Below are 25,692 nucleotides of genomic sequence, written 5' to 3'. Positions count from 1 at the left end.
GAGGGCGCCCGCTGGCTGGATGAATACCTTCGAGGATACGCAGCCTGTCAAGCAGCCGCGTTCCCCAGGGCTTCAGAACAGGAAATACCGCTGCGCCATCGGCAGCAGCTTCGCCGGCTCGCAGGTCAGCAGGTTGCCGTCGGCGCGCACCGCGTAGGTCTGGGCGTCGATCTCCATCTTGGGCGCGTAGCCGTTGTGGATCAGGTCCTTCTTGCGCACGCCACGCACGTTCTTCACCGCGCTGAGCTGCTTCTTCAGGCCGTAGCGTTCGCCGATGCCAGCGGCCAGGCCGGCCTGCGAGACGAAAGTGAGCGAGCTCTTCGCGAGCGATCCGCCGTAGGCGCCGAACATCTGGCGGTAGTGCACCGGCTGCGGCGTGGGGATCGATGCGTTCGGGTCGCCCATGGCGGCCAGCGCGATGCTGCCGCCCTTGAGGATGGTGAATGGCTTCACGCCGAAGAAGGCCGGCTTCCAGATCACGATGTCGGCCCACTTGCCGACTTCGAGCGAGCCCACCTCGTGCGCGATGCCGTGCGCGATGGCGGGGTTGATCGTGTACTTGGCGACGTAGCGCTTCGCGCGGAAGTTGTCGTTGCGCGCGCTGTCCTCGGGCAGCGTGCCGCGCTGCAGCTTCATCTTGTGCGCGGTTTGCCAGGTGCGGATGACCACCTCGCCGACGCGGCCCATGGCCTGGCTGTCGGAGCTGAACATGCTGATCGCTCCCAAGTCGTGCAGCACGTCTTCGGCCGCGATGGTCTCCTTGCGGATGCGCGACTCGGCGAAGGCCAGGTCTTCGGCGATGCCGGCGTCGAGGTGGTGGCACACCATGAGCATGTCGACGTGCTCGTCGAGCGTGTTCACGGTGTAGGGCATCGTCGGGTTGGTCGAAGACGGCAGGAAATTCTCTTCGCCCACCACGCGCAGGATGTCGGGCGCATGGCCGCCGCCCGCGCCTTCGGTGTGGAAGGCGCAGATGCCGCGCCCGCCCACGGCGGCGATGGTGTTCTCCACGAACCCCGATTCGTTGAGCGTGTCGCTGTGGATGGCCACCTGCGTGTCGGTGGCGTCGGCCACGTCCATGCAGTTGCTGATGGCCGCGGGCGTGGTGCCCCAGTCTTCATGCAGCTTCAGGCCGATGACGCCGGCCTCGATCTGCTCGTGCAGCGCGTGCGGCAGGCTGGCGTTGCCCTTGCCGAGGAAGCCCAGGTTCATCGGGAAGGCGTCGGCCGCCTGCAGCATGCGCTCGATGTGCCAGGGTCCGGGCGTGGAGGTGGTGGCGAAGGTGCCGGTGGCGGGGCCGGTGCCGCCGCCGAGCATGGTGGTCACGCCGGAGGAGAGCGCCTCCTCGATCTGCTGCGGGCAGATGAAGTGGATGTGGCTGTCGATGCCGCCCGCGGTGACGATGTTGCCCTCGCAGCTGATGATCTCGGTACCCGGGCCGATGACGATGTCCACGCCCGGCTGCACGTCGGGGTTGCCGGCCTTGCCGATGGCGGCGATGCGGCCGTCCTTCAGGCCGATGTCGGCCTTCACGATGCCCCAGTGATCGAGGATGAGGGCGTTGGTCAGCACCGTGTCGACCGCGCCTTGCGCCCTGGTGCGCTGCGATTGCGCCATGCCGTCGCGGATCGTCTTGCCGCCGCCGAACTTCACTTCTTCGCCGTAGCCTCCGGCGCGAAGGGTGTAGTCGGCCTCGACCTCGATGACGAGCTCGGTGTCTGCAAGACGAACGCGGTCGCCCACGGTGGGGCCGAAGATTTCTGCGTAGGCGCGTCTGCCGATGGTCGCCATCAGAGTTTTCCTTGGATGAGGCCGCGAAAGCCGTAGACGATGCGATCGCCCGAAAAGTCGACCAGCTCGACCGTGCGCTGCTGGCCCGGCTCGAAGCGCACCGCTGCGCCCGAGGCGATGTTCAGCCGCATGCCGCGCGCGGCCTCTCGGTCGAAGCCGAGCGCGCCGTTGGTCTCGGCGAAGTGATAGTGCGAGCCGACCTGGATCGGCCGGTCGGCGGTGTTCTGCACCACCAGCGTGAGGGTGCGGCGGCCGGGGTTGAGCGTGTGCTCGCCCTCGTCGGTGAAGAGTTCTCCGGGGATCATGCCGGCCGCCTCAGATGGCCTGCGCCAGCAGCGTTGCACCCAGGCCGACGACCGCGGCGCCGGCCACGCGCGGCAGCCACGCGTTGGCATGGCGCAGCGCCCAGCCGATCGCGATGCCCGCGGCGTGCAGCAGCACCGTCGCGCAGACCATGCCGGCCAGCGTGAGGGCGGCGCCTTGCTCGCTCGCCAGCTCGTAGCCGTGCGCCACGCCGTGGAAGACGGCGAACACGCCCACCACCACCATCGCCGCCACGGCCGGCAGGTGCACGCGCGTGACCACCAGCAGGCCCAGCACCAGCAGCGAGGCCGCGATCATCGGCTCGACCGCCGGCAGCTGCACGCCCGCCAGGCCCGCCAGCGCGCCCGCCAGCGCGCCCGCGAGCAGCATGCCGGCGAAGGCCAGCGGCGCCCAGAGCAGGTCGGGCCAGGCACGGCGCGCGGCCAGCGCGCTCCACAGGCCGACCGCGACCATGGCTGCCAGGTGGTCGGCGCCGGTCAGCGGGTGCATGAAGCCGGTGACGAAGCCGTGGTGCATGCCGCCGTCGACGCCGGTGTGGGCGCTGGCCGCCAAAGGCAGCAGCAGGGAGGCGAGCAGGGCAAGGGTACGGGAGGCGTTGTGACGCATGAGGGCTCCTGTTGTTCTTCGAGTGGAATTCAGACGATGGGCTGATGGACGGTCACGAGCTTGGTGCCGTCCGGAAAAGTGGCTTCGACCTGGATGTCGGGAATCATCTCGGCGATGCCCTCCATCACGTCGGCGCGGGTCAGCACGCTGCGGCCGTCGCTCATGAGCTCGGCGACGCTCTTGCCGTCGCGCGCGCCTTCCATGACGGCGGCGGAGATCAGGGCGACGGCTTCGGGATAGTTGAGCTTGAGGCCGCGGGCCTTGCGGCGTTCGGCCAGGAGTGCCGCGGTGAAGATCAGCAGCTTGTCTTTTTCGCGCGGGGTCAGTTCCATGGGGTCGGGGTCGGGTGGCAGGAAGAGGCGGCCATTATGGGCAAGCCGGCTTCTTTGCAACAGTCGTGCCGTTGAACGTCCCAGCGGCCGCCGCGCACGGCCGCCCGAAGCGGCCGGCCCGCCCCCCCGGTTGGGGGTTGGCGCAGCGACACGAAGTGCGCGCAGCCTGGGGGCGAGCAACAGTTCAGGCATGAAAGATGCACCGAAACGGTGTGAACCCTGAAGCCACGACCGCCACACCCGACGACGCCCCGCAGCGCATCGTCAAGGTGCGGCGCGACTACAACAGCTGGGTGGCCAGCGAGACGCTGGAAGACTACGCCCTGCGCTACACGCCCCAGCGCTTCCGCAAGTGGTCCGAATGGCGGGTGGCCAACACGGCGTTCGGGGCGGCGTCGTTCCTGATCCTGGAGGCGGTGGGCGCGACGCTGCTGGTGCAGTACGGCTTCGCCAACGCCTTCTGGGCGATCCTGGCGACGGGGCTCATCATCTTCCTGGCCGGCGTGCCGATCAGCGTTTACGCGGCGCGCTACGGCGTGGACATGGACCTGCTCACGCGCGGCGCCGGCTTCGGCTACATCGGCTCCACGCTCACCTCGCTGATCTACGCGAGCTTCACCTTCATCTTCTTCGCGCTCGAGGCGGCGGTGATGGCCTACGCGCTGGAACTGGCGCTGGGCATTCCGCCGGTCTGGGGTTACCTGGTGTGCGCGCTGGTGGTGATTCCGCTGGTCACGCACGGGGTGTCGGCCATCAGCCGGCTGCAGCTGTGGACCCAGCCGCTGTGGCTGCTGATGCTGGTGGTGCCCTTCGCCTATGTGCTCGTGCGCGATCCTGGTGCGTTTGCGGGCATCGTGCACTACAACGGCGTGCGCTCGGGCACGAAGGGCTTCGATCTGCACCTGTTTGGCGCAGCACTCACAGTCGGCATCGCTCTCATCACCCAGATGGGCGAGCAGGCCGACTACCTGCGCTTCATGCCCGCGCGCACGGCGGCCACGGCGCGCCGCTGGTGGGCCGGGGTGCTGGCCGGCGGGCCGGGCTGGGTGGTGCTGGGGGTGCTCAAGATGCTGGGCGGCGCGCTGCTGGCCTACCTCGCGATCACGCACATGGTGCCGGCCGACCGGGCGGTCGATCCGAACCAGATGTACCTGGCGGCCTACGAGTACGTGTTCCCGCACTACGGCTGGGCGGTGGCGGCCACGGCGCTGTTCGTGGTGATCTCGCAGCTCAAGATCAACGTGACCAACGCCTATGCCGGCTCGCTGGCCTGGAGCAACTTCTTCTCGCGCGTGGCGCACAGCCACCCGGGGCGGGTGGTGTGGGTGGTGTTCAACGCGCTCATCGCCTTCATGCTGATGGAGATGAACGTGTTCGAGGCGCTGGGCGACGTGCTGGGCCTGTTCGCCAACATCGCCATCGCCTGGATGATGGCCGTGGTGGCCGACCTGGTCATCAACAAGCCGCTGGGCCTGTCGCCGCCGGGCATCGAGTTCAAGCGCGCGCACCTGTGGGACATCAATCCGGTGGGCGTGGGCGCGATGGCGCTGGCCTCGGGGCTGTCGATCACCGCGCACCTGGGCGTTTTCGGTCCGCTGGCGCAGGCCTTCTCGGCGCTGATCGCGCTGGGCACGGCGCTGGTGGCCTCGCCGCTGCTGGCCTGGGCCACCGGCGGCAAGTACTACCTGGCGCGCGGCGTGCCTTCTTCCGGTGCCGGCGCGGTGCGCTGGGCCAGGGTCGAGCACGAGGGCAGCTACCAGCGGCTGAAGGTGCAGCACTGCGTGATCTGCGAGCGCGAGTACGAGGGGCCCGACATGGCCCACTGCCCCGCCTACCAGGGCCCGATCTGCTCGCTGTGCTGCACGCTGGACGCGCGCTGCGGCGACCTGTGCAAGCCGCACGCGAGCCTGTCGTCCCAGTGGTCGGCGGTGCTGCGCTGGCTGCTGCCGCGGCGCAGCTGGCGCTACCTCGACACCGGGCTGGGACACTTCCTGCTGCTGATGCTGGTGATCGTGCCGCTGCTGGCGGTGGTGTTCGGCGTGCTCTACCAGCAGGAGCTGCGCGCCTTCGCCGAAGGCGCGCTGGAGCTTGCGACCGAGCCCGACGCGGCGGCCGCGCTCGCGGGCGTGCAGAAGCTTTCGCTGCGCTCGGGCTTCCTCAAGGCGTACATGGCGCTGCTGGTCATCGCGGGCATCGTCGCGTGGTGGCTGGTGCTCGCGCACCAGAGCCGCAAGGTGGCGCAGGAGGAGTCGAACCGGCAGACCCACCTGCTGGTGCGAGAGATCGAGCTGCACCGCGAGACCGACCGCGCACTGCAGGCCGCCAAGCAGTCGGCCGACGAGGCGCGCGAGATCGCGGAGCAGGCCAAGCTCGCGGCCGAGCTCGCCAAGCAGGCCGCCGACCAGGCCAACCAGGCCAAGAGCCGCTACATCAGCGCCATCAGCCACGAGCTGCGCACGCCGCTCAACAGCATCCTGGGCTACGCACAGCTCATGGGCGAAGACCATTCCGTGCCGCCGCACCGGCAGCAGGCGGTGGCCGTCATCAAGCGCGGCGGGGAGCACCTGCTGTCGCTCATCGAGGGCACGCTGGCCATCGCGCACATCGAGGCCGGCAAGCTCACGCTGCATGCGCGGCCGATGCGCTTTGCAGACACGCTGCGCGAGCTGGCCGACATGTTCGAGTTGCAGGCGGCCGAGAAGGGCCTGCAGTTCCGCTTCGAGGCCGCGGGGCAGCTGCCCGAGGTGGTGCGCGCCGACGAGAAGCGCGTCTGCCAGATCCTCATCAACCTGCTGGGCAACGCGATCAAGTTCACGGCGGCGGGGCAGGTCACGCTGCGGCTGGCCTACGCGCGCGAGTTCGCCTCCATCGAGATCGAGGACACGGGCCCCGGCATGCCAGCCGAGGACATCGAGCGCATCTTCGAGCCCTTCGCGCGCGGCAACGCCACGGGCATGGCCGCCGCGCCGGGGGCGGGGCTGGGCCTGACCATCGCGAAGATGCTCACCGACCTGATGGGCGGCGAGATGAAGGTGAGCAGCACGCCGGGCGTGGGTTCGCTCTTCTGCGTGCGCCTGTTCCTGCCGCGCGTGCACGACACCGTGGCCGGTGCCGGGCGCGCGCTGCCCGTCGCCCGCGCGCGGCGCGGCTACGAGGGCCCGCGCCGGCGTCTGCTGGTGGTCGACAACGAGGAGGCCGACCGCGACCTGCTCGGCCACCTGCTCGCACCGCTGGGCTTCGAGCTGCGAAGCGCCGCCAGCGGCCACGACGCGCTCGACCTCGTCGCCGCCGGCTACCGGCCCGATGCGATGTTCGTCGACCTCGCGATGCCCGGCATCGACGGCTGGGAGACCATCCGCCGTGCGCGCAAGCTGGGCCTGACCGAGGCTGCCGTGGCCATCGTCTCGGCCAACGCCTTCGACAAGGGGCTGGACAACGACGTGGGCATCGCGCCCGAGGACTTCTTCGTCAAGCCGGTGCGCCACACCGAGCTGCTCGACTGGCTCGAGCGCAGGCTCGGCCTGCGCTGGACCGAGACCGCCGCGAAGCCCGCCGCCGTGGCCGAGCCGCGTGCGATGCTGGCGCCCTCGCTGGCCCGGCTGCGCGCGCTGGAGGAGGCGGTGGGCCTGGGCTACTTCCGGGGCATCATGAACCAGCTCGACGACATCGACGCCGCGCAGCCCGAGTGCGCGGCATGGACCGAAGCGCAGCGCGTGCTGGCCCGCCAGTTCCAGTTCGAAGCCATGAGCCGCGCGCTGGCCGAGGCCGTCGAAAGCGCAGCATGACCACGAAGCCATCTGCAGCCATGGAAACCTCATCGCTCGCCAGGACCCTGCGCGAACAGCAGGGCGCCAACAGCGACCTCGTGCTCATCGTCGACGACGTGCCCGACAACCTCGCGGTGCTGCACGACGCGCTCGACGAGTCGGGCTACACCGTGCTCATCGCCACCAACGGTGAGCAGGCGCTGCAGCGCGCGGTGCAGGCCAAGCCCGACATCGTGCTGCTCGACGCGATGATGCCGGGCATCGACGGCTTCGAGGTCGCGCGGCGGCTCAAGGCCGATGCCGCGACGGCGCACATCCCGATCGTGTTCATGACGGGGCTCACCGAGACCGAGCACCTGGTGGCCGCGCTGGAGGCCGGCGGCGTCGACTACGTCACCAAGCCCATCAAGCCGAAGGAGGTGCTCGCGCGCATGAACGTGCACCTGCAGGGCGCGCGCCGCGCGCGGCAGGACGCGCGGCAGGCCGGCCAGGCGCGCAATGCGCTCGACGCCTTCGGCTACGCGAGCATCACGGTGCGACTGCCCGAAGGGAAGCTGATCTGGCAGACGGCGCTCGCGCGCGACCTGCTGCAGCGCTACTGCGAGACCCGCGCGCCCGAGACGCCGCCGGCGGTGCTCGAATGGCTGCGCAGCCACACGCCCGATGCGCGCGAGCGCGGCATCGAGCCGCCGCCGCTGTCCATCGTGCAGGGCGCCGGCAGCCTCACGCTGCGGCTGCACCAGCAGACCGGCGGAGACGATGACGGCGACGAGTGGATGATCATCATGCGCGAGGTGTCCGATACCGCGGTGATCGAGGCCATGAGCCTGAGCCTGAAGCTCACCGCGCGCGAGGCCGAGGTGCTGTACTGGGTGGTCAAGGGCAAGACCAACAAGGACATCGGCGAGATTCTCGGCAGCAGTCCGGCCACGGCCAAGAAGCACCTGGAGCGGGTGTACGTGAAGCTGGGCGTGGAGACGCGCACGGCGGCTGCGGGCGTGGCCATCAAGCGCATCCGCGAGCTGCAGCCACAGTTCGAGATCTGAAGGGTACCCATCGCGCGGCGCCGCGTCACGGCGCCTACTTTCCGCGTCCCTAGAATGGTTCGAGGCCCCGGGGACGCGAGCGATGAAGAACACCAGGCACAGCACAACAAGGACCCGACCGCCGTCGCGCGGCCGGATGCTGGCGGCTTCCTGCTTGAAGGCGGGAATGTTCGCAGGACTGCTCGCGGGGCCGGTCGCCCACGCGGCGGGCCATTTCGACGTGGACGACGCCAGCACCCTCGATCCCGGCCAGTGCCAGTACGAGACCTGGTGGGGCCGCACTGGCGTCGAGCCCGTCACGGGCTTCCACTTCGGGCCGGCCTGCCGCGTGGGGCCCTTCGAGCTGGGCCTGAACCTCGACCGCAGCTCGGTGGGCGGCGTCCATTCGGTCACCGGCGGCCCGCAGCTCAAGTGGAACTTCTACGGCCAGGCGGCCGACGCGCCCTTCAGCGCTGCGGTGTCGATGGGCGCGGTGTTCGACTTCAAGCGCGGCGGCCGCGCGGGCGGGCAGTTCGTCGTTCCCGTCACCTGGCGGCCGCTCGGCAGCCTGCAGGTCCACGCGAACGTCGGCGCCGACTGGGCGACCGGGACCGGCGTGCGCACGCCACGCGGCGGCGTCGGCGTGGAGTGGGCGTTGAACGACACGGTGTCGCTCATCGCCGAGCGCAACCGCGCATCGAACGTCTGGACCTCGCGCGTGGGCGGGCGTTTCAGCATCACGCCGCTGATCAGCGTCGATGTGAGCGCATCGCGCACCGGCCCGCAGGGCGTGCGCGGCTTCGTGATCGGGCTGAACCACGAGTTCAGCTGGAAGTGAATGTCGATTCACCCTAGCGCAGGTGGCGCTGGATGCGCTTCTCGTCCTCGGCCAGCTGCTGGCGCATGAGCGAGATGAAGTCGCGCGCGGTGGCCGAAAGCACCTTGCCCGCGGGCAACGCGAGAAGGCAGGTGAAGTACACGTCGACCGAGAACCGCCGCGCCACCAGGCCGCGCTCCACGTAGTCGAGCGCGGTGATCGGGTTGACCAGGCCCACGCCCAGGCCGCGCAGCGCCATCTCGCACACGCTGGCCGCGTAGGGCGTCTGCACCAGCACGCGCAGCGCCACGCCATGGGGCGCCAGCGCGGCCTCGAGCCGCTGGTGCGAGGGGTCTTCGGGGTTCAGAGAGATGAAGGGCGCCTCGGCAAGCTGCTCGGGCTTGATCGTCTTGAAGCGCGCCAGCGCGTGGCCCTGCGGCATCACCACCACGCCGGGAAAGCGCGAGAAGGTGGAATGGTCGATGCCTTCGAGGGATAGCTCGTCGGCCATCAGCCCGAAGTCGGAGATGCCCATGGCCACGCGGTCGCGCACGTCCTTGGAGCTCAGCACCTGCAGCGACACCTGCGGCCAGGGGCTCGCGCCGCGGTGGGCCTTCAGCCGTGCCAGCGCACGCGGCATGAAACCCAGGCCGTAGGCCGGAAAGCAGCTGAGCTCGAGCTGGCTCACGCCGAAGTCGCGCAGGCTGCGCATCCGGTGCTCGATGGCGTCCATGCCGATGAAGACCCGTTCCACCTCCACCCACAGCGCGCGCGCCTCGGGCGTCGGCACCAGCCGCCCGCCGGTGCGCTGGAACAGCAGCATGCCGGCCTGAGCCTCCAGCCGCTTGAGCGACTGGCTGATGGCGGGCTGCGTCACGTGCAGCAGGGCCGCGGCCTTGCGGGTGGAGCTGCTGCGCATGAGCGCCCGGAACGTTTCGATTTCGCCGAATCGCATCGATAAGTTTTGTTATCGGTTGAGTATCTGGGGCTGCATAATTTTATTTCCGATTGAATAAGATTTAGTCACAACTTCATCAGACGCTGACCCCCGTGACGACATCGCCCGTTCTGGACTTCAAGTTCGCCGCTCTCCCGCAGGATCCGCCAGGCCATTCCGCAGCGCTGGGCCACCCCCTCGGGCTGGTTCGCGACCGCACCCCCAAGCCCGTGCGCAATCCGAACCTGCGCGGCCTGCAGTGCGTGCGCTGCGATGCGTTTTACCCGGTCACGCTGACGCACGACGGCTGCCCGGCATGCAGGCGCGAAGGCATCCACGTGGCCCTGCGCGCCAGCTACCTGCCCGACAGCGCCGAGCTGATGCCCATGCCCTACACCTCCAGCTTCGCGCTGGGCGAAGGGCAGACGCCGCTGCAGGACATGCCCGAGCTGGCCAGCCAGTTCGGCGTGGCGCGACTGGCCATCAAGGACGAGTCGTGCAACCCCACCGGCTCGCACAAGGACCGCATGACCGCGGTGGGCGTGGCGCAGGCGCTCGACTTCGACGCCCACACGCTCGTGCTGGCCTCCTCGGGCAACGCGGCCGTCTCCGCCGCGCACTACGCCTGGGCGGCCGGGCTGGGCTGCGAGGTCGCGACCTACGAGGGCATGCCGGCCACCTACGCGCGGCAGCTCGACGCGCTGGGCGCACGTCGCTACGTGTTCTCCGACAACGCCGGCCGCTGGGCCTTCGTGCGCGAGCGCTCGCAGCACCCCGGCTATTTCGCGCTCACCAACTACCGCCTGCCCGCGCTGGGCAGCGCCCCGCTGGCGATCGAGGGCTACAAGCCGATCGCGCTGGAGTGCGTGAACGAGGGCGGCCTGCCCGACCACGTCGTGATCCCGACCGCGCGCGGCGACCTCGCCTGGGGCATCTACGCAGGCTTTCGCGACCTGCTGGCGGCCGGGCGCATCGCGCGCCTGCCCAAGCTCTGGCTGGTGGAGCCGTTCCCGCGGCTGGCGCGCGTGTTCGCGGGCGGCGCCATCAACGGCAGCTACCCGGGCCACACGGCGCAGTTCTCCACCGCGGGTGCCACCGTCACCTACCTGCAGTGGCAGGCGGCCACGGCCACCGGCGGCGGCGCCGTGGTGGTGAACGACGACGAGGCCCGCGCCGCACGGCGCGTGCTCACGGCAGCCGGCGTGAGCGCCGAGCTGTGCGCCGCAGGCGGCCTCGCCGCATTGCGCCAACTGCGGGAAAGCAACTCCATCGCTGCGGACGCGCACGTGGTGCTGATGCTGACGGCCAATGCGACCGGCGACCCGAGCTGGCCCGATCGCGCGTAAACCCTTCCAGGAACTGAACATGCCGACGATGAATCGCCGGGCCTTCGCGGCCTCCGGCTCTGCAGCCCTGCTCGCTTCTTTTCTCAGCCCGGCTTGGGCGGCCTATCCCGACAGGCCGGTGAAGCTCGTCGTGCCGTGGGCGGCCGGCGGCAGCACCGACGCGATCGCCCGCGCCATGGCGCAGCGCATGAGCCAGACCATCGGCAGCCCGGTGATCGTGGACAACCGGCCCGGCGCCGCCGGCATGATCGGCACCGACGCGGTGGCCAAGGCCGCGCCCGACGGCTACACGCTTGCCATCGTCGAGCTGCCGCACGCCATCGCGCCGGCGGTGACGGCGAAGCTGCCCTACGACCTGCTGCGCGACTTCACGCCGGTGACCATGATCGGCACCTCGCCGCTGGTGTTCTTCTCGGGCATGGACGAGGGCAGCAAGGACTTCAAGACCTTCCTGAAGACAGCGGCTGCGGCCGCGGCGAAGGGCGCGCCGCCGGCCATCGCGCACAGCGGCGCCGGCACCGTGAGCCACCTGGCGGCCGAGCTGCTGGCGAGCCGCACGAAGATCAGGTTCAACATGGTTCCGTACCGCGGCTCGGCGCCCGCGCTCACCGACGTGGCGGCCGGCACGGTGGCAGGCCACTTCGCGACCCTGGCGAGCGGCTCGAGCCTGCTGGGAGGCAACCGCATCCGCCCGCTGCTGGTGACGAGCACGCAGCGCGTGAACCTGCCGGGCCTGCAGAACGTGCCGGCCCTCGCGGAGAGCGGACTCAGGGGCCTGGAGATCGACCAGTGGTGGGCCCTGGTGGCGCCGGCCACCACGCCGCTGGACGTGATCGAGAAGCTTCGCCGCGAGGCCGTCGCTGCGCTGGAGCATCCCTCGGTGAAGGAGCGGCTGTCGGTGCTCGGCGTGCAGATGAAGGGATCGACGCCGACCGAGCTGCGCGCCTTCCTGCGCTCGGAGGCCGAGCGCTGGCAGAAGGCCGCGCAGGAGATCGGGCTGCAGCCGCAGTAGGCGGTCGGCTGCCGGGCTACTTCGCGTCGCTGTAGACGGTGGCGCGCGACACGCCCATGTGCGCTGCCGCGATCTCTGCGCCGCGGCGCACTTCCAGCATTCCCGCCTTCTTCAGCTCCTGCACCAGTTGCTTGCGGTCGGCGGGCTTCAGCGAGCGCGGCGTGGTCGCGCGTGCGGCCGCGAACTCGTCGATGCGCGCGTGGATGCGGTCGGAGTGGCTGCCGCCACCGGCTTCCAGGTGCTCGTGCACTTCCTGGTCGTCGATGCGCATGAACTGCGAGATCGCGCCCTGGAAGCTCTGGAACAGCGTCAGGTCGACGTTCAGGCACAGCGCGGCCACGTACTCGCCGCTCTCGTCCTTGATGCCGATGGAAGTGCTCTTGACCTTGCGCCCGTCGGGAAAGGTGTTGGCGTAGTTCGCGATCACCGCCGGGAACTCCGGGTCGCGGATGCGCGCGAGGCCCAGCTCGGTGACCGAATCGCCGACCTCGCGGCCGCTCAGGCCGTTCTCGATCGCGTGGATCGCGTTCTTCGGATTGCTCAGGTCGTGCACCACCACCTCGCAGAAGGGCGCGAAGGTCTGGCCCAGGCCCTCGGCGATGTTGCTGAGCATGTCGAGCATCTGCTTGTTCGGCTTCTTCTTCATACCGGGGAATGTATCGGGTACGTATCCAGCTCTGGACGAACAATCTGATTTGTACAAAAAGTACAGTGTTGGATGTATTATCCAATCCTGTTCGCTTTGATGATCCAGGAGCCACGAATGACAGAACGCGCACGCTACGTCGACCCTCGCACCGGCAGGCACCATGGGCTGTCGGAGCGCCGTTGGCGTTCGGACGACGGTAACCCGATGCTGGTCACGCCGCTGCCTGGCATCGGGCGGGACGACATCGATTCGCGCACGCGTTCGCTGTGGCGCTATCGTGCGGCGCTGCCGGTGGCCATCGACCGTCCCGCGAGCATGGGCGAGGGCTGTACGCCGCTGGTGCAGAAGCGCTGGGGCGGCTTCGAGCCGTACTTCAAGCTCGAGTGGTTCAACCCGACCTGCAGCTTCAAGGACCGCGGCGCGGCGGTGATGATGTCCTTCCTGCGCCAGATCGGCGTCGACGCGGTGCTGGAGGACAGCTCGGGCAACGGTGGCGCGGCCATCGCGGCCGCGGGGGCGGCGGCCGGCATGCGGGTGAAGGTGCTTGCGCCGAGCTACACGCCCGCGCCGAAGGTGGCGCAGATCCGCGCCTTCGGCGCCGAGGTGCAGCTGGTGCCCGGGCCGCGCGAGGAGTCCGAGCACGAGGCGGTGCGGCAGTCGGAGTCGATCTTCTACGCAAGCCACAACTGGCATCCGTTCTTCCTGCAGGGCACGAAGACGCTGGCATACGAGCTCTGGGAAGACCTGGGCTTCGAGGCGCCGGACAACGTCGTGATCCCGACCGGCGCGGGCAGCAACGTGCTCGGCTGCTGGATCGGCTTCAAGGAGCTGCTGGCGGCGGGGCAGATCGCGAAGCTGCCGCGCATCTTCGTCGCCCAGCCGCTGAACTGCTCGCCGATCGACGCAAGCTTCACCGCGGGCGTCGACACCCCGGTGGAGCGCGCCGTGCAGCCGACGATCGCCGAAGGCACGGCGATCAAGCGGCCCGTGCGGCTGCCGGAAATCATGCAGGCCCTGCGCGAGACCAACGGCAGGACCGTCGCGCTGACCGAGGAGCAGATCGCGGCGGCGGTGCGCCGGCTCGCAGCCTGCGGCCTCTATGCCGAGCCCACTTCCGCATCCGCCGCGGCGGCCATCGACGTGCTGGCGCAGCGCGGCGACATCAAAGGCACGGAGACGACGGTGGCGCTGCTGACGGGCACCGGGCTCAAGTCGACGCAGTTCATGACCGGGCTCTTCGCGGACGCTGCAGCCGCGTAGGGGGCGCTTCAAAAAATGGCCCCCACGCCACTCGGCATGGGGGCCATCCTCTTGCTTGCCGATTCGTTGCCGGCTCGCTCCCTGATTGGCTCTATTTCCTCCGAGCCCTCATTCCCATTTCCAGCCCACGCCGGCGTTCAAACCCCATTCCTTGCCGGTGGTCGAAATGCCCGCGCCCCAGGACGTCCTTCCGTCGCCGGCCAGCGCCTTGAAGGTGAGCGCCACGGCGCTGTAGCCCTTGTAGCTGCCCACCCCGACGCCCACCGTCTTCTCGCCCGGGGCGAGCGTGGGCAGGTAGGTGCCCGACATGGCCATGGCCATTGCCGTGCCCGTGTAGGCGATGCGCGCGACGTCGGCGACCTGGCTGCGCAGCTGGTTGAGCTGGTTCACGTTGACCGCGTCGGTGGGAAGCACGCCCGGCGCCACATTGGAGATGCGCGTGCCGCCCGGTGCCTGACCGTTGCCCAGCACGAGCTGGCTGTGGTCGACCGAGCCATCGGGGTTGGTCGCGTACTGCGCGCTGCTGGCCCGCGAGGCGGCTTCGGATGCCTTGAGCTGTGCCACGTTCGCCGCATCGCTGTCCGCCGTGCCGGCAGCCACGCCGGTGATCTGGCGGAGCCGGCCGCCGGACGCGTCGCCGACCGAGACCGCCGCCTGCGTGCTGGTCGTCGCCTTCACGGCAGCCTGATGCTGCGCCGATGCATTGCGAGACACGTATCCGGCCACGCCGGCACCGGTGGCGGCCACCGAGCCGGCGCCCAGCGCCACGCCCTCGCTCTGCTGCACCACCGCGCCGAAGCCGATGGCAGTGCCCTTGGCGATCCGCGGCGCCTGGCTCAGCGAGGTTCCACCGGCATCGGCACCATCGCCCAGAGCGGTGCCGCCGCCCCCTGCGCGCGAATCCGCGCCGATGGCCTGCGAGCCCGCGGCCAGTGCGCCGGTGCCGATGGCGATCGCGTTCGCGCCCGTCGCGAGGGCGTGGGAGCCCACGGCCACTGCGCTGTTGGCTGCTGCCTTGGCACCCGTGCCGGCCGCAAGGGAGTTGGAACCGCTGGCTTCCGACTGCGGGCCGATCGCCACGGAACTGTCGCCGCTGGCCATCGAGTCGCCCGCCGTCGACCTGGTATGGAAGTACCTGGTGCCCGTGTTGTAGATGGTGCTGACCGAGGTGCTCAGGCTGCGCAGGTTGCCGTTGGTGGTGGACAGGCCGGTGGAGAGGCTTCCGATGCCGGCCGCAGTGGACGTCGACAGGCTTGCGAGAGCGCCGTTGGTCGTGTTCAGGCCGGTCGAGAGGCTGCCGATGCTGCCTGCCGTGGATGTGGACAGGCTCGCGATGGTCCCGTTGGTCGTGTCCAGGCTGGTCGACAGCGAAGCGGTGGCGGTCGAGAGCTGGCTGACGTTGACCGCGTCGGTCGGGGCGCCGCCGGCGGCGACATTGGTGACCCTGCGCTCGCTGCCGCTGCTGCCTACCGACAGCTCGCCGGCCGGCGTCGCGGCTGCGACGGCGGTTCCTGCGGCTGGCGCGTAGGTGGGTGATCCCTGCAGACTCGCCAGCGAGTTGGAGGTGGTGCTGCCGGCGCCGATGGCGGCGGAGTTGTCGTACTTCGCGGAGGCGCCGCTGCCCAGGGCCACGGCACCTTGGCCGTTTGCAGTGGACGCCGCGCCGATCGCGGCCGAGTTCAGCCCCTGCGCCTGCGCGTCGTAGCCGAAGGCGGCGCTCCCGGTTCCCGACGCGTTGCTCGAGAGCCCGGTCGCGGTGGCCCATTTGCCCGCGGTGCCGGAGAAGCCGATGGCGGTGGACCCGTCTCCCGTGCCCTGCGAATAGCTGCCATACACCGTCACGCCTTCGAGGTTGTTGCCGCTCGAGTTGCAGCCGGTGATGTTGGACCAGGGACCGGTCCCGTCGACCGGCATGCTGTTCGTGCCGGTGACGGTCACGCGCCCGATGGTCGCGGTGCCCGTGCTGTTGCAATTGGCAGGGGCATAGGTCGAGGCGTTGGCTGCGAGCGGCGAGAACTGCAGCCCGCTGGCGAGAACTGCCGCGGTGACGGCTGACAGCCTGAAGCCCATGCGGCCGGCGCGTGTGTTTCTGTAGGAATTGCTCATGGCTTTTTCTTTGAATTGATCTTCCAAAAAGGAAATGCGGACTCGATGCGCGTGACGAGACGGCCTGATTCCAGTGCCGGAATCGGGCGTAATTCGGTTTGCGGGTGAAAGATGGATTTCCCGGCTTCGGGAAATCGGCCTCGCCGACGGCTGCTTGCCGGCGCCTTTCAGCGGGCAAGTGGCGAGGCGTGAGCTAGCTGCAGGGCTCGAGTGAAATCATTCCAACCTCTCTGTGTTTATTCGGCGATGAAACTCGCGGAGAGGTGCGTTGCCAAGCTCCGTCAAGACTTCGAGGCTGCGGAATGTATCGGGTGGAAATCGGCTCGGACAATGACCATTAATGTCAATTAATGGCATTCTTCCGCGCTTGAAGTATTTCCAGATTGCGGCCTTCTTTTTTTGAGCGAGAAGAAGTCCGCGATTTCGATTTTTCTCTTCAGAAGAATCTCGCTGTCAAAACAGTCGTGCAGCGCATTGATGACAAAAAATGCCAGGAGGGAGTCGGCGCACAGGGGCCGAAATGTTCTTGTGTCTGCAACAAAAATCACGCTTTTCAGACGCGCTGCAGACGGGGCGCGGCATTGCGCGCGCCCTTTGAACAGCTTCACCAGGGCCAGGCGATGCGCGTGCCTGTCTGGGTCTCGGCAGCGCGCGCATGAAGAAGGCGCGCGACGGTCAGGTCCTGCAGCGCGAGGCCCGTCATGTCGAAGACGGTGATGTCTTGCGGCGCCCGCTCGAAGGCAGCCTTGCCGCTGAGCAGGTCGCCCAGCTCCACGCATTCGGTGCCGGGCGCCCACTGCGTCTCGCCGATCTGCCGGGCCTGCATGCGGTCGTCGACGAACAGGCGCGCGCGTTCCAGCAGGCCTTCCGGCAGCTCCCGCTTGCCGCGGGTGTCGGCGCCGACACAGTTCAGGTGCGTGCCGGGCCGTACGGCATCGAGCTCGAACAATGCTCCTGCGCCCGGCGTGGCCGTGATCACGATGTCGCTTCCCGCCACGGCCGCGTTGCGGTCGTGTGCCGGCGCGATGCTGCAGCGGCCGGCGAAGCGGGCTTCGAAGGCGGCGTTGCACCCGCCGTTCGTACTCACATAGAGAACCTCGCGCAGCGAGGGGATCAGCCGTAGCGCGAATTCGAGCTGGATGTGCGCCTGCACGCCGGTGCCGAAGAGGCAGAGCCGCGCACTGTCGGCCCGCGCGAGACGCTGCAGGCCGAGGCCGCCGGCTGCGCCCGTGCGAACCGTCGTCACCGTGTTGCCGTCGATGACGCACAGCGGCCGGCCTGTCGACGGGTCGATCAGCATGATCGTCGCCTGATGGGGTTCGCCGCCGCGTTGCCGATTGGCTGGCCAGAAGCCCGCCGCCTTGAATCCGAGCAGCCCCTGGGCCTGCACGTCGCCGGACTTGATGCCGAACACGCCACCGGTGCCCAGCGCCTCGCGCACCACCGGGAATACGCGGCCCTCGCGGTCGCTGTGCAGCATGAAGGCCTCGCGGACGGCACCGAGCACGTCGTCGTGGGAGAGGAGGGCGTCGACCTGGTTCTTGTCGAGCAGCAGGAGTCGGGCGTCGGCGGGCGCGATGGAGGATGTCATCTGGAAATATTATCTATCTCCAGACAAAAAATCAAAACCAGCGAGAGGCGATCCGGTCAGCGCCCCGTGTGCACCTTGATCCGGATCGTCGCCACGTCCCAGCCCCGGTTTCTCAGGCGGGTCACGAGCATCGGCGAGAGCTGCCGCAGCTTGGCCGCGGCGGCGCTGCCCTTGACCAGCAGGCACCAGACGTCGCCCTCGGCCGGCCCGGCCTGCACGGCCGGGCGCATGGCCGGCGGGATCAGGCCTTCCACGGCCTTCAGCCGCTCGGCAGTGTCGCGCGCACGTGCCATCAGGCTGCCCAGCGTGGGGGCGCCTTCCGCTGCTTCCTGCAGTGAAATGGCGGGGGGAAGTCGGCGATACATCGGTAATCCAGGGGTTAGAAACAAGACAGCTAAAATGCCCGGTTTGCCGGTGCTTGCGCCGGGAAAAGGCTGCTTGCTTTCATGGAAAGCGCGCCCAACTGCTTTCACCATATCTTAGGGAATCCGGTCGAAGTGCCTGCCGTACCTCATCAGGCGCCCGCCCATCTCCACCCATGGCAACCAACTTCCTGACCCAGATTTTCGGCAGTCGCAACGATCGGCTGCTCAAGCAGTATCGCAAGACGGTGGAACGCATCAATGCGCTCGAACCCGCGTTCGAGAAGCTCAGCGACGACGCACTGCGCGCCAAGACCCAGGAGTTCAAGGACCGCATCGCCAAGGGCGAGACCCTCGACGCCCTGCTGCCCGAAGCCTTCGCCACGGTGCGCGAGGGCTCCAAGCGCGTCATGAAGATGCGCCACTTCGACGTCCAGCTGCTCGGCGGCATGGCGCTGCACAACGGCAAGATCTCCGAAATGCGCACCGGCGAAGGCAAGACGCTGACCGCCACGCTGCCGGTTTACCTGAATGCGCTGTCCGGCAAGGGCGTGCACGTGGTCACGGTGAACGACTACCTCGCCAACCGCGACGCGACCTGGATGGGCCGCCTCTACAACTTCCTCGGCCTGACGGTGGGCATCAACCTGCCGCAGATGCCGCGCGAGGAGAAGCAGGCCGCCTACCGCAGCGACATCACCTACGGCACGAACAACGAGTACGGCTTCGACTACCTGCGCGACAACATGGTCTACGAGCCGGGCGACCGGGTCCAGCGCGGGCTGAACTACGCGATCGTCGACGAGGTGGACTCGATCCTGATCGACGAGGCACGCACGCCGCTGATCATCAGCGGCCAGGCCGAAGACCACACCGATCTCTACCTCGCCATCAACAAGGTCGTGCCGCTGCTCAAGAAGCAGGAAGGCGAAGCCGACCCGCGCACCGGCGAGGGCGTCACGGTGCCCGGCGACTTCACGGTCGACGAGAAGACGCACCAGGTGTTCCTGACCGAGGACGGCCACGAGAACGCCGAGCGCCTGCTGAGCGAATTCAAGCTGCTGCCCGAAGGCGCGTCGCTCTACGACCCGGCCAACATCACGCTGATGCACCACCTGAACGCGGCGCTACGCGCCCGTCACCTCTACCACCGCGACCAGCACTACGTGGTGCAGCAGGGCGAGGTGGTGATCGTCGACGAGTTCACCGGCCGCCTCATGAGCGGCCGCCGCTGGAGCGACGGCCTGCACCAGGCCGTGGAAGCCAAGGAAGGCGTGGAGATCCAGGCCGAGAACCAGACGCTGGCCTCCATCACCTTCCAGAACTACTTCCGCCTGTATTCCAAGCTCGCCGGCATGACCGGCACGGCCGACACCGAGGCCTATGAGTTCCAGGAGATCTACGGCCTCGAGACCGTCATCATCCCGCCGAACCGCACGAGCAAGCGCGAGGACCAGCTCGACCGCGTCTACAAGACCACGCGGGAGAAGTACGAGGCGGCGATCCAGGACATCCGCGAGTGCTACGAGCGCGGCCAGCCTGTGCTGGTGGGCACTTCGTCCATCGAGAACTCCGAGATCATCGACGGCCTGCTCACCCAGGCGGGCCTGCCGCACCAGGTGCTCAACGCCAAGCAGCATGCGCGCGAGGCCGACATCGTGGCGCAGGCCGGCCGCACGAAGATGATCACCATCGCGACCAACATGGCCGGCCGCGGTACCGACATCGTGCTGGGCGGCAACATCGAGAAGATGATCGAGGCCATCGAGAACGACGAAGGCCGCGACGAGGCGGCCAAGCAGGCCGACATCGCCCACATCCGCGCCGAGTGGACCAAGGACCACGAGTTCGTGAAGTCGCTCGGCGGCCTGCGCATCATCGCCACCGAACGCCACGAGTCGCGCCGCATCGACAACCAGCTGCGCGGCCGTTCGGGCCGCCAGGGCGACCCCGGCTCCTCGCGCTTCTACCTGAGCCTGGACGATCCGCTGATGCGCATCTTCGCGGGCGACCGCGTGAAAGCGATCATGGACCGCCTGAAGATGCCCGACGGCGAAGCGATCGAGGCCGGCATCGTCACGCGCAGCATCGAGAGCGCGCAGCGCAAGGTCGAGGCGCGCAACTTCGACATCCGCAAGCAGCTGCTCGAGTACGACGACGTGTCGAACGACCAGCGCAAGGTGATCTATCAGCAGCGCAACGACATCCTCGACGCGGGCGACCTCACGGCGCAGATCGCCGCGCTGCGCGAAGGCTGCTTCACCGACCTCGTGCGCCAGTACGTGCCGGCCGAGTCGGTCGAGGAGCAGTGGGACCTCGAAGGCCTGGAGAAGACGCTCTTCAACGAGTGGGGCATCGACATGCCGCTCAAGAAGGAGGTCGAGGCTTCCGAGGCCGTCTCCGACGAGGACATCGTCGAGAAGGTGCTCAAGGCCGCCAACGAGACCTTCGACGCCAAGGTCGCGCTGATCGGCCAGGAGAACTTCACCCAGTTCGAGCGCATGGTGCTGCTGCAGAGCATCGACACCCACTGGCGCGAACACCTGGCATCGCTCGACTACCTGCGCCAGGGCATCCACCTGCGCGGCTACGCGCAGAAGCAACCCAAGCAGGAATACAAGCGCGAGGCCTTCGAACTCTTCGGCCAGCTGCTCGATTCGGTCAAGAACGAAGTCACGCGCCAGCTCATGACGGTGCGCGTGCAGTCGAGCGAGCAGCTCGAGGAGGCTGCCGAAGCGCTGGAGAGCCGCGGCGAGAACGTCTCGAACATCACCTACTCGGCGCCGACCGAGACGGGCGAGGTCGAAGTCCGCGTCGACGAGGAGAGCCAGCGCCGCGCCGCCGCCACCGGGCTTGCCGCGGGTGCCGCCGCCTTCGCCCGCGTCGGCCGCAACGACCCCTGCCCCTGCGGCAGCGGCAAGAAGTACAAGCAGTGCCACGGCAAGCTCACCTGAAGTAGGGATACTCCCGCAGGCGCGCCGCACTCCGTGTGGCCGCCGGCCCCTCGCGGGGGGCGATGCCGGCGGACCGGCAAGGCCGGCTCCGCGGTATCCCGGGCGACGAAGAGTGCGTCGTGTCGGTGCCGATGAAAGATTGATACGCCAGAAGGAATAAGTGCCATGCCCGTGAACCTGTCCGCTCCCGATCCTGCCGCCCTGTTCGCGGTGCCCGGCGTCCGCATCGGCGTGGCCGAAGCCGGCGTGCGCAAGGCCAATCGCAAGGACCTGACGGTCGTGCTGATCGACGAGGGCTCGGCCGTCGGCGGCGTGTTCACGCAGAACCGCTTCTGCGCCGCGCCGGTGCAGGTCTGCCGCGACCACCTGGCCGCGAACCACGGCATCCGCGCGATGGTCATCAACACCGGCAACGCCAATGCAGGCACCGGTGAAGACGGACTGATGCGCACCCGCTCCACCTGCATCGCGCTGGCGCGCAAGCTGGAGATCTCGCCCGAGCAGATCCTGCCGTTCTCCACCGGCGTGATCATGGAGCCGCTGCCCGTCGACCGCATCGAGGCCGGCCTTCCCGCCGCCCTGGCCGACGCCAGGGAGGACAACTGGGCGCGCGCGGCCGAAGGCATCATGACCACCGACACGATTCCGAAGGCATTCAGCCAGCGGGTGCAGGTCGGCGGCGCCACCGTCACCATCACCGGCATCAGCAAGGGCGCCGGCATGATCCGCCCGAACATGGCGACCATGCTGGGCTTCCTGGCGACCGACGCGAAGATCGATCCCTCGCTGATCCAGCCGCTGGCGAAGCAACTGGCCGACGCCTCGTTCAACCGCGTGACCATCGACGGCGACACCTCCACGAACGACTCGTTCGTGGTCATCGCGACCCAGAAGGCCGCCCACGCGGCCATCACCTCGCTCGACTCCGCCGACGGCAAGGCCCTCGTGGCCGCCATGCAGGAGGTCGCCCGCAAGCTGGCGCAGGCCATCGTGCGCGACGGCGAGGGCGCGACCAAGTTCATCACCGTGCAGGTCGAAGGCGGCAAGGACGCCGCCGAGTGCAGGCAGGTGGCCTATGCCGTGGCGCATTCGCCGCTGGTCAAGACGGCCTTCTACGCCAGCGACCCGAACCTGGGCCGCATCCTGGCGGCCGTGGGCTACGCGGGCATCGCCGATCTCGACCAGACCGGTATCGACCTGTTCCTCGACGACGTGCACGTGGCCGTCAAGGGCGGGCGCAACCCGTCGTACCGCGAGGAGGACGGCCAGCGCGTGATGAAGCAGAGCGAGATCACGGTGCGCATCGGCCTGGGCCGCGGCAAGGCCAGCGAAACCGTGTGGACCTGCGACTTCAGCCACGAATACGTGACGATCAACGCCGACTACAGATCCTGATGACCCCCACGCTCCGCACTTCGTGTCGTCGCTGCCCCCCGAGGGGGCGCTCTACGCCCTTCGGGCGGTCGGGCGGGCGCAGATGAACGAGCAGTTCCAACGGCTGATCGAACGCGCCGAGCAGCTCATCACCCGCATCGAATCGATCCTCCCGCAACCGCTGGCGGAGCCCGCCGACTGGAACGCGTCCATCGCCTGGCGCTATCGCCGCCGCAGTTCGGGCCACGGCGTGCTCGAGCCCGTGAAGCACGTGGCGGCGATGTCGCTCGATTCGCTGAAGGAAATCGACGTCCAGAAGGAAAAGATCGCGCGCAACACGCAGCAGTTCGTCGAGGGCAAGCCGGCCAACAACGTGCTGCTGACGGGCGCGCGCGGCACGGGCAAGTCGTCGCTGATCCGCGCCTGCCTGCAGACCTACGCGCCGCAGGGGCTGCGCCTGATCGAGGTGGACAAGGCCGAGCTCACCGACCTGCCCGACATCGTCGAGGTGGTCTCGCAGCGGCCCGAGAAATTCATCGTGTTCAGCGACGACCTGAGCTTCGACGAGGGCGAGCCGGGCTACAAGGCGCTGAAGTCGATCCTAGACGGCTCCATCGCGGCCTCGACGCCCAACGTGCTGATCTACGCGACCAGCAACCGGCGCCACCTGCTGCCCGAGTACATGAAGGACAACCTCTCGTACACCCACACCGAGGACGGCGAAGTCCACCCCGGCGAGGTGATCGAGGAAAAGATCTCGCTGTCGGAGCGCTTCGGCCTCTGGGTGAGCTTCTATCCCTTCAGCCAGAACGAATACCTGACGATCGTGGGCCAGTGGCTCTCGTCGTTCGGCATGGACGACGCCACCATCGCGGCGGCGCGGCCCGAGGCGCTCGTGTGGGCGCTGGAGCGCGGCTCGCGCAGCGGCCGCGTGGCCTACCAGTTCGCGCGCGACTACGCGGGGCGGAGCAAGGCGTGAGCGAACAGGCCCGCAAGCACACGGAGGTCGCGGTCGGCGTGCTGATCCGCCTGTCCGACGATGCGCTGCTGCTTTCCACCCGGCCCGAGGGCAAGGCCTACGCGGGCTTCTGGGAGTTTCCCGGCGGCAAGATCGAGGCGGGCGAGACGGTCGAGGAGGCGCTGCGGCGTGAGCTGCAGGAAGAGCTCGGCATCACCATCGACGGCGCCGAGGTCTGGAAGGTGACCGAGCACGACTATAAGCACGCGCTGGTGCGTCTGCACTGGTGCAAGGTCACGGCCTGGAGCGGCGAGTTCGAGATGCGCGAAGGCCAGCGCATGGCCTGGCAGCAGTTGCCGCTGGACGTGGCGCCGGTGCTGCCGGGCGCGTTCCCGGTGCTGCAGTGGCTGTCGGAAGAGCGCGGCCTGCCGTTCGTGGCGCCGCCGGTGGTCGCGCCTGCCGACGCGCCGGCCAGCTGATCGCTTGATGCATCCCAAGTACCGTCCGGACATCGACGGCCTGCGGGCAATCGCCGTGGGCTCGGTACTGGTCTACCACGCCTTCCCGACGGCGCTGATGGGCGGCTTCATCGGGGTCGACATCTTCTTCGTGATCTCGGGCTTCCTGATCACGACCATCATTCTCCAGAGCCTCGCGGCGGGCGACTTCAGCTACCGCGACTTCTACGCGCGGCGTATCCGGCGGATCTTCCCGGCGCTGATCGTGGTCCTGTTCGCCACGCTGTGCGCGGGCTGGTACCTGCTGCTGTCCGACGAGTTCGCCGAGCTCGGCAAGCAGACCGTGGGCGGCGCCGCCTTCGTCGCCAACTTCGTGTTCTGGGGCGAGTCGGGCTACTTCGACACGGCGGCCGAGACCAAGCCGCTGCTGCACCTGTGGTCGCTGGGCATCGAGGAGCAGTTCTACATCTTCTGGCCCCTGCTGCTGGGGCTCGCCTGGCGCAAGGGCTGGCCGATCGTGCGCGTGGTGCTGGCGGTGGCGGCGGTCTCGTTCCTGGTGAACGTGACCACGGTGCATCCGCTGCCGGCAGCGTCGTTCTACTCGCCGGCTTCCCGTTTCTGGGAGCTGATGGTGGGCGGCATCCTGGCCTGCATGCGGCTGAAGCCGCCGGCGCCGAGCGCGTGGCGCAGCCACCTGCAGTCGGTGCTGGGCGTGGGGCTGATCGTCCTGGGGCTGGTGATGATCCGCAGCAACAAGTCCTTCCCGGGCTGGTGGGCGCTGCTGCCTACGCTGGGCGCGGTGAGCTGCATCGCCGCCGGGCCGAACGGCGTGCTCAACAAGCACCTGCTGTCGAACCGGGTGATGGTGTGGATCGGCCTCATCAGCTATCCGCTGTACCTGTGGCACTGGCCGCTGCTGGCCTTCGTGCGCATCGTCGAGGCCGACCCGCTGCATCCCTCGCCGGTCTACCGCGCCTGTGCGATGGTGGCCGCCGTGCTGCTGGCCTGGGCCACCTACCGGTTCGTGGAGCGGCATACCCGAAGCCGCTCGGGCACGGGCGTCCTCAAGGCGCTGGGCGCGGGCATGGTGCTGATCGCCGCGCTGGGCACCGCGATCTTCTTCGGCGTGCCCGGACCCCGCAACGACAGCGAGCGGCTGCAGATCGTCGCCAACGCCACGCTGGACGCCGACTACTACGCCGGCTTCAAGCTCGACCAGATCGGCGAGCAGCTGGTCTACAAGACCGGCGGCGGCCCGAAGCGCGTGCTCTTCGTGGGCGACAGCCACGTGCAGCAGTACGCGCCGCGCATCATGGAGCTGTCCCGCACGCTGTCGATGCCCGACAAGTCGGCCTGGTTCGTGACCCAGGGCGCCTGCCCCGCGGTGCCGGGCGTGCAGGCCGACAAGAACATCGGCTGCGCCGAGCGGCGCGACGCGATGCTGGCCTATGCCCTGACGCCCGAGGTCGACTCGGTGGTGATCGGCGGCTGCTGGAACTGCTACTTCGTCGGCCACGGCGCGCTGGAGTACTACTTCCGCGGACCCGACAACAAGGTCCATCCGTTCCAGGGCGGCGACGGCATCGAGCGCTCGCTGGCCTCGCTGGAAGCCACGCTGCGCGAGCTGGCACGGCACAAGAAGGTCTTCCTGCTGCTCGACAACCCCGGCGGCCCCGAGTTCACGCCCAAGCGCCTGATCGAAGGCAGCCGCCTCACTCACATGGAAGCCATGACCTCCGCGCCGACCGCGCCGCTGCCGGCCGACCAGAAGGCGCTCAACGACAGGCTGCGCGCCATCGCCGAGGCGAGCGGCGCGGAGCCCATCGATGCGATGGCGGTGCTGTGCAAGGACGGCAGCCATTGCCTGGTCACGCTGCCCGACGGCGCGCCTGCCTACAAGGACGCCGACCACCTGCGGCCGCGCTACGCGCGCGAAGAGGCGAGCTACTTCGACCGCACCGTGCGCAGCGCCCCGGCGCAGCAGCCGTCGCGCTGATCGGCCCAGCAGCCGACCGACCGATCG

At 68.7% G+C, this 25,692-nt stretch carries 21 protein-coding genes; 11 read left to right on the top strand and 10 right to left on the bottom strand.

The genetic code is table 11. The features are described from left to right. Nucleotides 1–72: 72 nt before the first annotated feature. From ureC to FHY06_RS31485, 4 genes are read right to left on the bottom strand one after another with little or no spacing between them, the layout of a single operon-like run. On the bottom strand, nt 73–1,791 hold the full coding sequence (ureC, locus tag FHY06_RS31500; protein WP_184607386.1) for an urease subunit alpha: 1,719 nt from the start codon (nt 1,789–1,791) through the stop codon (nt 73–75). Then, nucleotides 1,791–2,096 carry an urease subunit beta gene (locus FHY06_RS31495; protein WP_019656515.1) on the bottom strand — a complete coding sequence of 102 codons (306 nt, stop codon included), beginning with the start codon at nt 2,094–2,096 and terminating at the stop codon, nt 1,791–1,793. The genes ureC and FHY06_RS31495 overlap by 1 nt, the downstream gene beginning before the upstream one ends. Nucleotides 2,097–2,106: 10 nt before the next feature. Further along, on the bottom strand, nt 2,107–2,721 hold the full coding sequence (locus FHY06_RS31490; protein ID WP_184607385.1) for a HupE/UreJ family protein: 615 nt from the start codon (nt 2,719–2,721) through the stop codon (nt 2,107–2,109). A gap of 29 nt (nt 2,722–2,750) precedes the next feature. Continuing rightward, the gene (locus tag FHY06_RS31485) at nt 2,751–3,053 is read right to left on the bottom strand and encodes an urease subunit gamma (protein WP_019656517.1); all 303 of its coding nucleotides are present in this window, start codon (nt 3,051–3,053) and stop codon (nt 2,751–2,753) included. A gap of 197 nt (nt 3,054–3,250) precedes the next feature. Here FHY06_RS31485 and FHY06_RS31480 point away from each other — a divergent pair, with 197 nt between their 5' ends. The 3 genes from FHY06_RS31480 to FHY06_RS31470 all read left to right on the top strand — a co-directional run bounded on the left by FHY06_RS31480 (nt 3,251) and on the right by FHY06_RS31470 (nt 8,683). Further along, nucleotides 3,251–6,838, top strand: coding sequence for a hybrid sensor histidine kinase/response regulator (locus tag FHY06_RS31480; protein ID WP_132799308.1), 3,588 nt, complete (start codon nt 3,251–3,253; stop codon nt 6,836–6,838). A 20-nt stretch (nt 6,839–6,858) separates the two neighbouring features. Next, on the top strand, nt 6,859–7,866 hold the full coding sequence (locus FHY06_RS31475) for a response regulator transcription factor (RefSeq protein ID WP_026346573.1): 1,008 nt from the start codon (nt 6,859–6,861) through the stop codon (nt 7,864–7,866). 166 nt (nt 7,867–8,032) lie between these two features. Next, nucleotides 8,033–8,683, top strand: a complete 651-nt coding sequence (locus FHY06_RS31470; RefSeq protein ID WP_019656520.1) for a PA4824 family protein — start codon at nt 8,033–8,035, stop codon at nt 8,681–8,683. A gap of 13 nt (nt 8,684–8,696) precedes the next feature. On the opposite strand, the gene FHY06_RS31465 is transcribed toward FHY06_RS31470, so the two are convergent. Then, nucleotides 8,697–9,617 (bottom strand): LysR substrate-binding domain-containing protein, encoded by a 921-nt coding sequence (locus FHY06_RS31465; RefSeq protein WP_019656521.1) that lies wholly within the window; start codon nt 9,615–9,617, stop codon nt 8,697–8,699. Between the two features lie 95 nt (nt 9,618–9,712). On the opposite strand from FHY06_RS31465, the gene FHY06_RS31460 reads away from it, so the two are divergent. Both FHY06_RS31460 and FHY06_RS31455 read left to right on the top strand, forming a co-directional pair. Next, nucleotides 9,713–10,945 (top strand): threonine synthase, encoded by a 1,233-nt coding sequence (locus tag FHY06_RS31460; protein ID WP_184607384.1) that lies wholly within the window; start codon nt 9,713–9,715, stop codon nt 10,943–10,945. A 19-nt stretch (nt 10,946–10,964) separates the two neighbouring features. Beyond that, entirely contained in the window at nt 10,965–11,957 is a 993-nt protein-coding gene (locus tag FHY06_RS31455; RefSeq protein ID WP_019656523.1) for a Bug family tripartite tricarboxylate transporter substrate binding protein, read from the top strand. A gap of 16 nt (nt 11,958–11,973) precedes the next feature. Here FHY06_RS31455 and FHY06_RS31450 read toward each other — a convergent pair whose 3' ends face one another. Continuing rightward, complete coding sequence (locus FHY06_RS31450; protein ID WP_132799312.1) at nt 11,974–12,603, bottom strand: helix-turn-helix transcriptional regulator; 630 nt, start codon at nt 12,601–12,603, stop codon at nt 11,974–11,976. Nucleotides 12,604–12,720: 117 nt separating this feature from the next. On the opposite strand from FHY06_RS31450, the gene FHY06_RS31445 reads away from it, so the two are divergent. Then, the gene (locus tag FHY06_RS31445; protein ID WP_184607383.1) at nt 12,721–13,866 is read left to right on the top strand and encodes a threonine synthase; all 1,146 of its coding nucleotides are present in this window, start codon (nt 12,721–12,723) and stop codon (nt 13,864–13,866) included. Nucleotides 13,867–13,974: 108 nt separating this feature from the next. On the opposite strand, the gene FHY06_RS31440 is transcribed toward FHY06_RS31445, so the two are convergent. The 4 genes from FHY06_RS31440 to FHY06_RS31425 all read right to left on the bottom strand — a co-directional run bounded on the left by FHY06_RS31440 (nt 13,975) and on the right by FHY06_RS31425 (nt 17,928). Next, entirely contained in the window at nt 13,975–15,972 is a 1,998-nt protein-coding gene (locus tag FHY06_RS31440; RefSeq protein ID WP_184607382.1) for a YadA family autotransporter adhesin, read from the bottom strand. Nucleotides 15,973–16,319: 347 nt separating this feature from the next. Beyond that, the gene (locus FHY06_RS31435; protein WP_184607381.1) at nt 16,320–16,580 is read right to left on the bottom strand and encodes a hypothetical protein; all 261 of its coding nucleotides are present in this window, start codon (nt 16,578–16,580) and stop codon (nt 16,320–16,322) included. Next, nucleotides 16,577–17,563 (bottom strand): ornithine cyclodeaminase family protein, encoded by a 987-nt coding sequence (locus FHY06_RS31430; RefSeq protein ID WP_184607380.1) that lies wholly within the window; start codon nt 17,561–17,563, stop codon nt 16,577–16,579. The genes FHY06_RS31435 and FHY06_RS31430 overlap by 4 nt, the downstream gene beginning before the upstream one ends. Nucleotides 17,564–17,619: 56 nt before the next feature. Further along, nucleotides 17,620–17,928, bottom strand: a complete 309-nt coding sequence (locus tag FHY06_RS31425) for a hypothetical protein (RefSeq protein ID WP_019656527.1) — start codon at nt 17,926–17,928, stop codon at nt 17,620–17,622. A 173-nt stretch (nt 17,929–18,101) separates the two neighbouring features. On the opposite strand from FHY06_RS31425, the gene secA reads away from it, so the two are divergent. The 5 genes from secA (at nt 18,102) to FHY06_RS31400 (ending at nt 25,665) form a co-directional block, all read left to right on the top strand. Then, complete coding sequence (gene secA, locus FHY06_RS31420) at nt 18,102–20,879, top strand: preprotein translocase subunit SecA (protein WP_019656528.1); 2,778 nt, start codon at nt 18,102–18,104, stop codon at nt 20,877–20,879. A gap of 165 nt (nt 20,880–21,044) precedes the next feature. Then, nucleotides 21,045–22,274 carry a bifunctional glutamate N-acetyltransferase/amino-acid acetyltransferase ArgJ gene (argJ, locus tag FHY06_RS31415; RefSeq protein WP_019656529.1) on the top strand — a complete coding sequence of 410 codons (1,230 nt, stop codon included), beginning with the start codon at nt 21,045–21,047 and terminating at the stop codon, nt 22,272–22,274. An 82-nt stretch (nt 22,275–22,356) separates the two neighbouring features. After that, a complete protein-coding gene (locus tag FHY06_RS31410) occupies nt 22,357–23,232 on the top strand; it encodes an ATP-binding protein (RefSeq protein WP_019656530.1) in 876 nt (291 codons plus the stop codon). Further along, a complete protein-coding gene (locus FHY06_RS31405; protein ID WP_184607379.1) occupies nt 23,229–23,690 on the top strand; it encodes an NUDIX domain-containing protein in 462 nt (153 codons plus the stop codon). The genes FHY06_RS31410 and FHY06_RS31405 overlap by 4 nt, the downstream gene beginning before the upstream one ends. A 7-nt stretch (nt 23,691–23,697) precedes the next feature. Further along, entirely contained in the window at nt 23,698–25,665 is a 1,968-nt protein-coding gene (locus FHY06_RS31400; protein ID WP_184607378.1) for an acyltransferase family protein, read from the top strand. The last annotated feature ends 27 nt before the right edge of the window (nt 25,666–25,692 follow it).

It is taken from the genome of Variovorax atrisoli, from assembly GCF_014195185.1.
GTDB lineage: Bacteria > Pseudomonadota > Gammaproteobacteria > Burkholderiales > Burkholderiaceae_C > Variovorax > Variovorax atrisoli.
The sequence above is the reverse complement of the archived record's forward strand: the minus strand, read 5'-3'. Positions and strand labels throughout refer to the sequence as shown.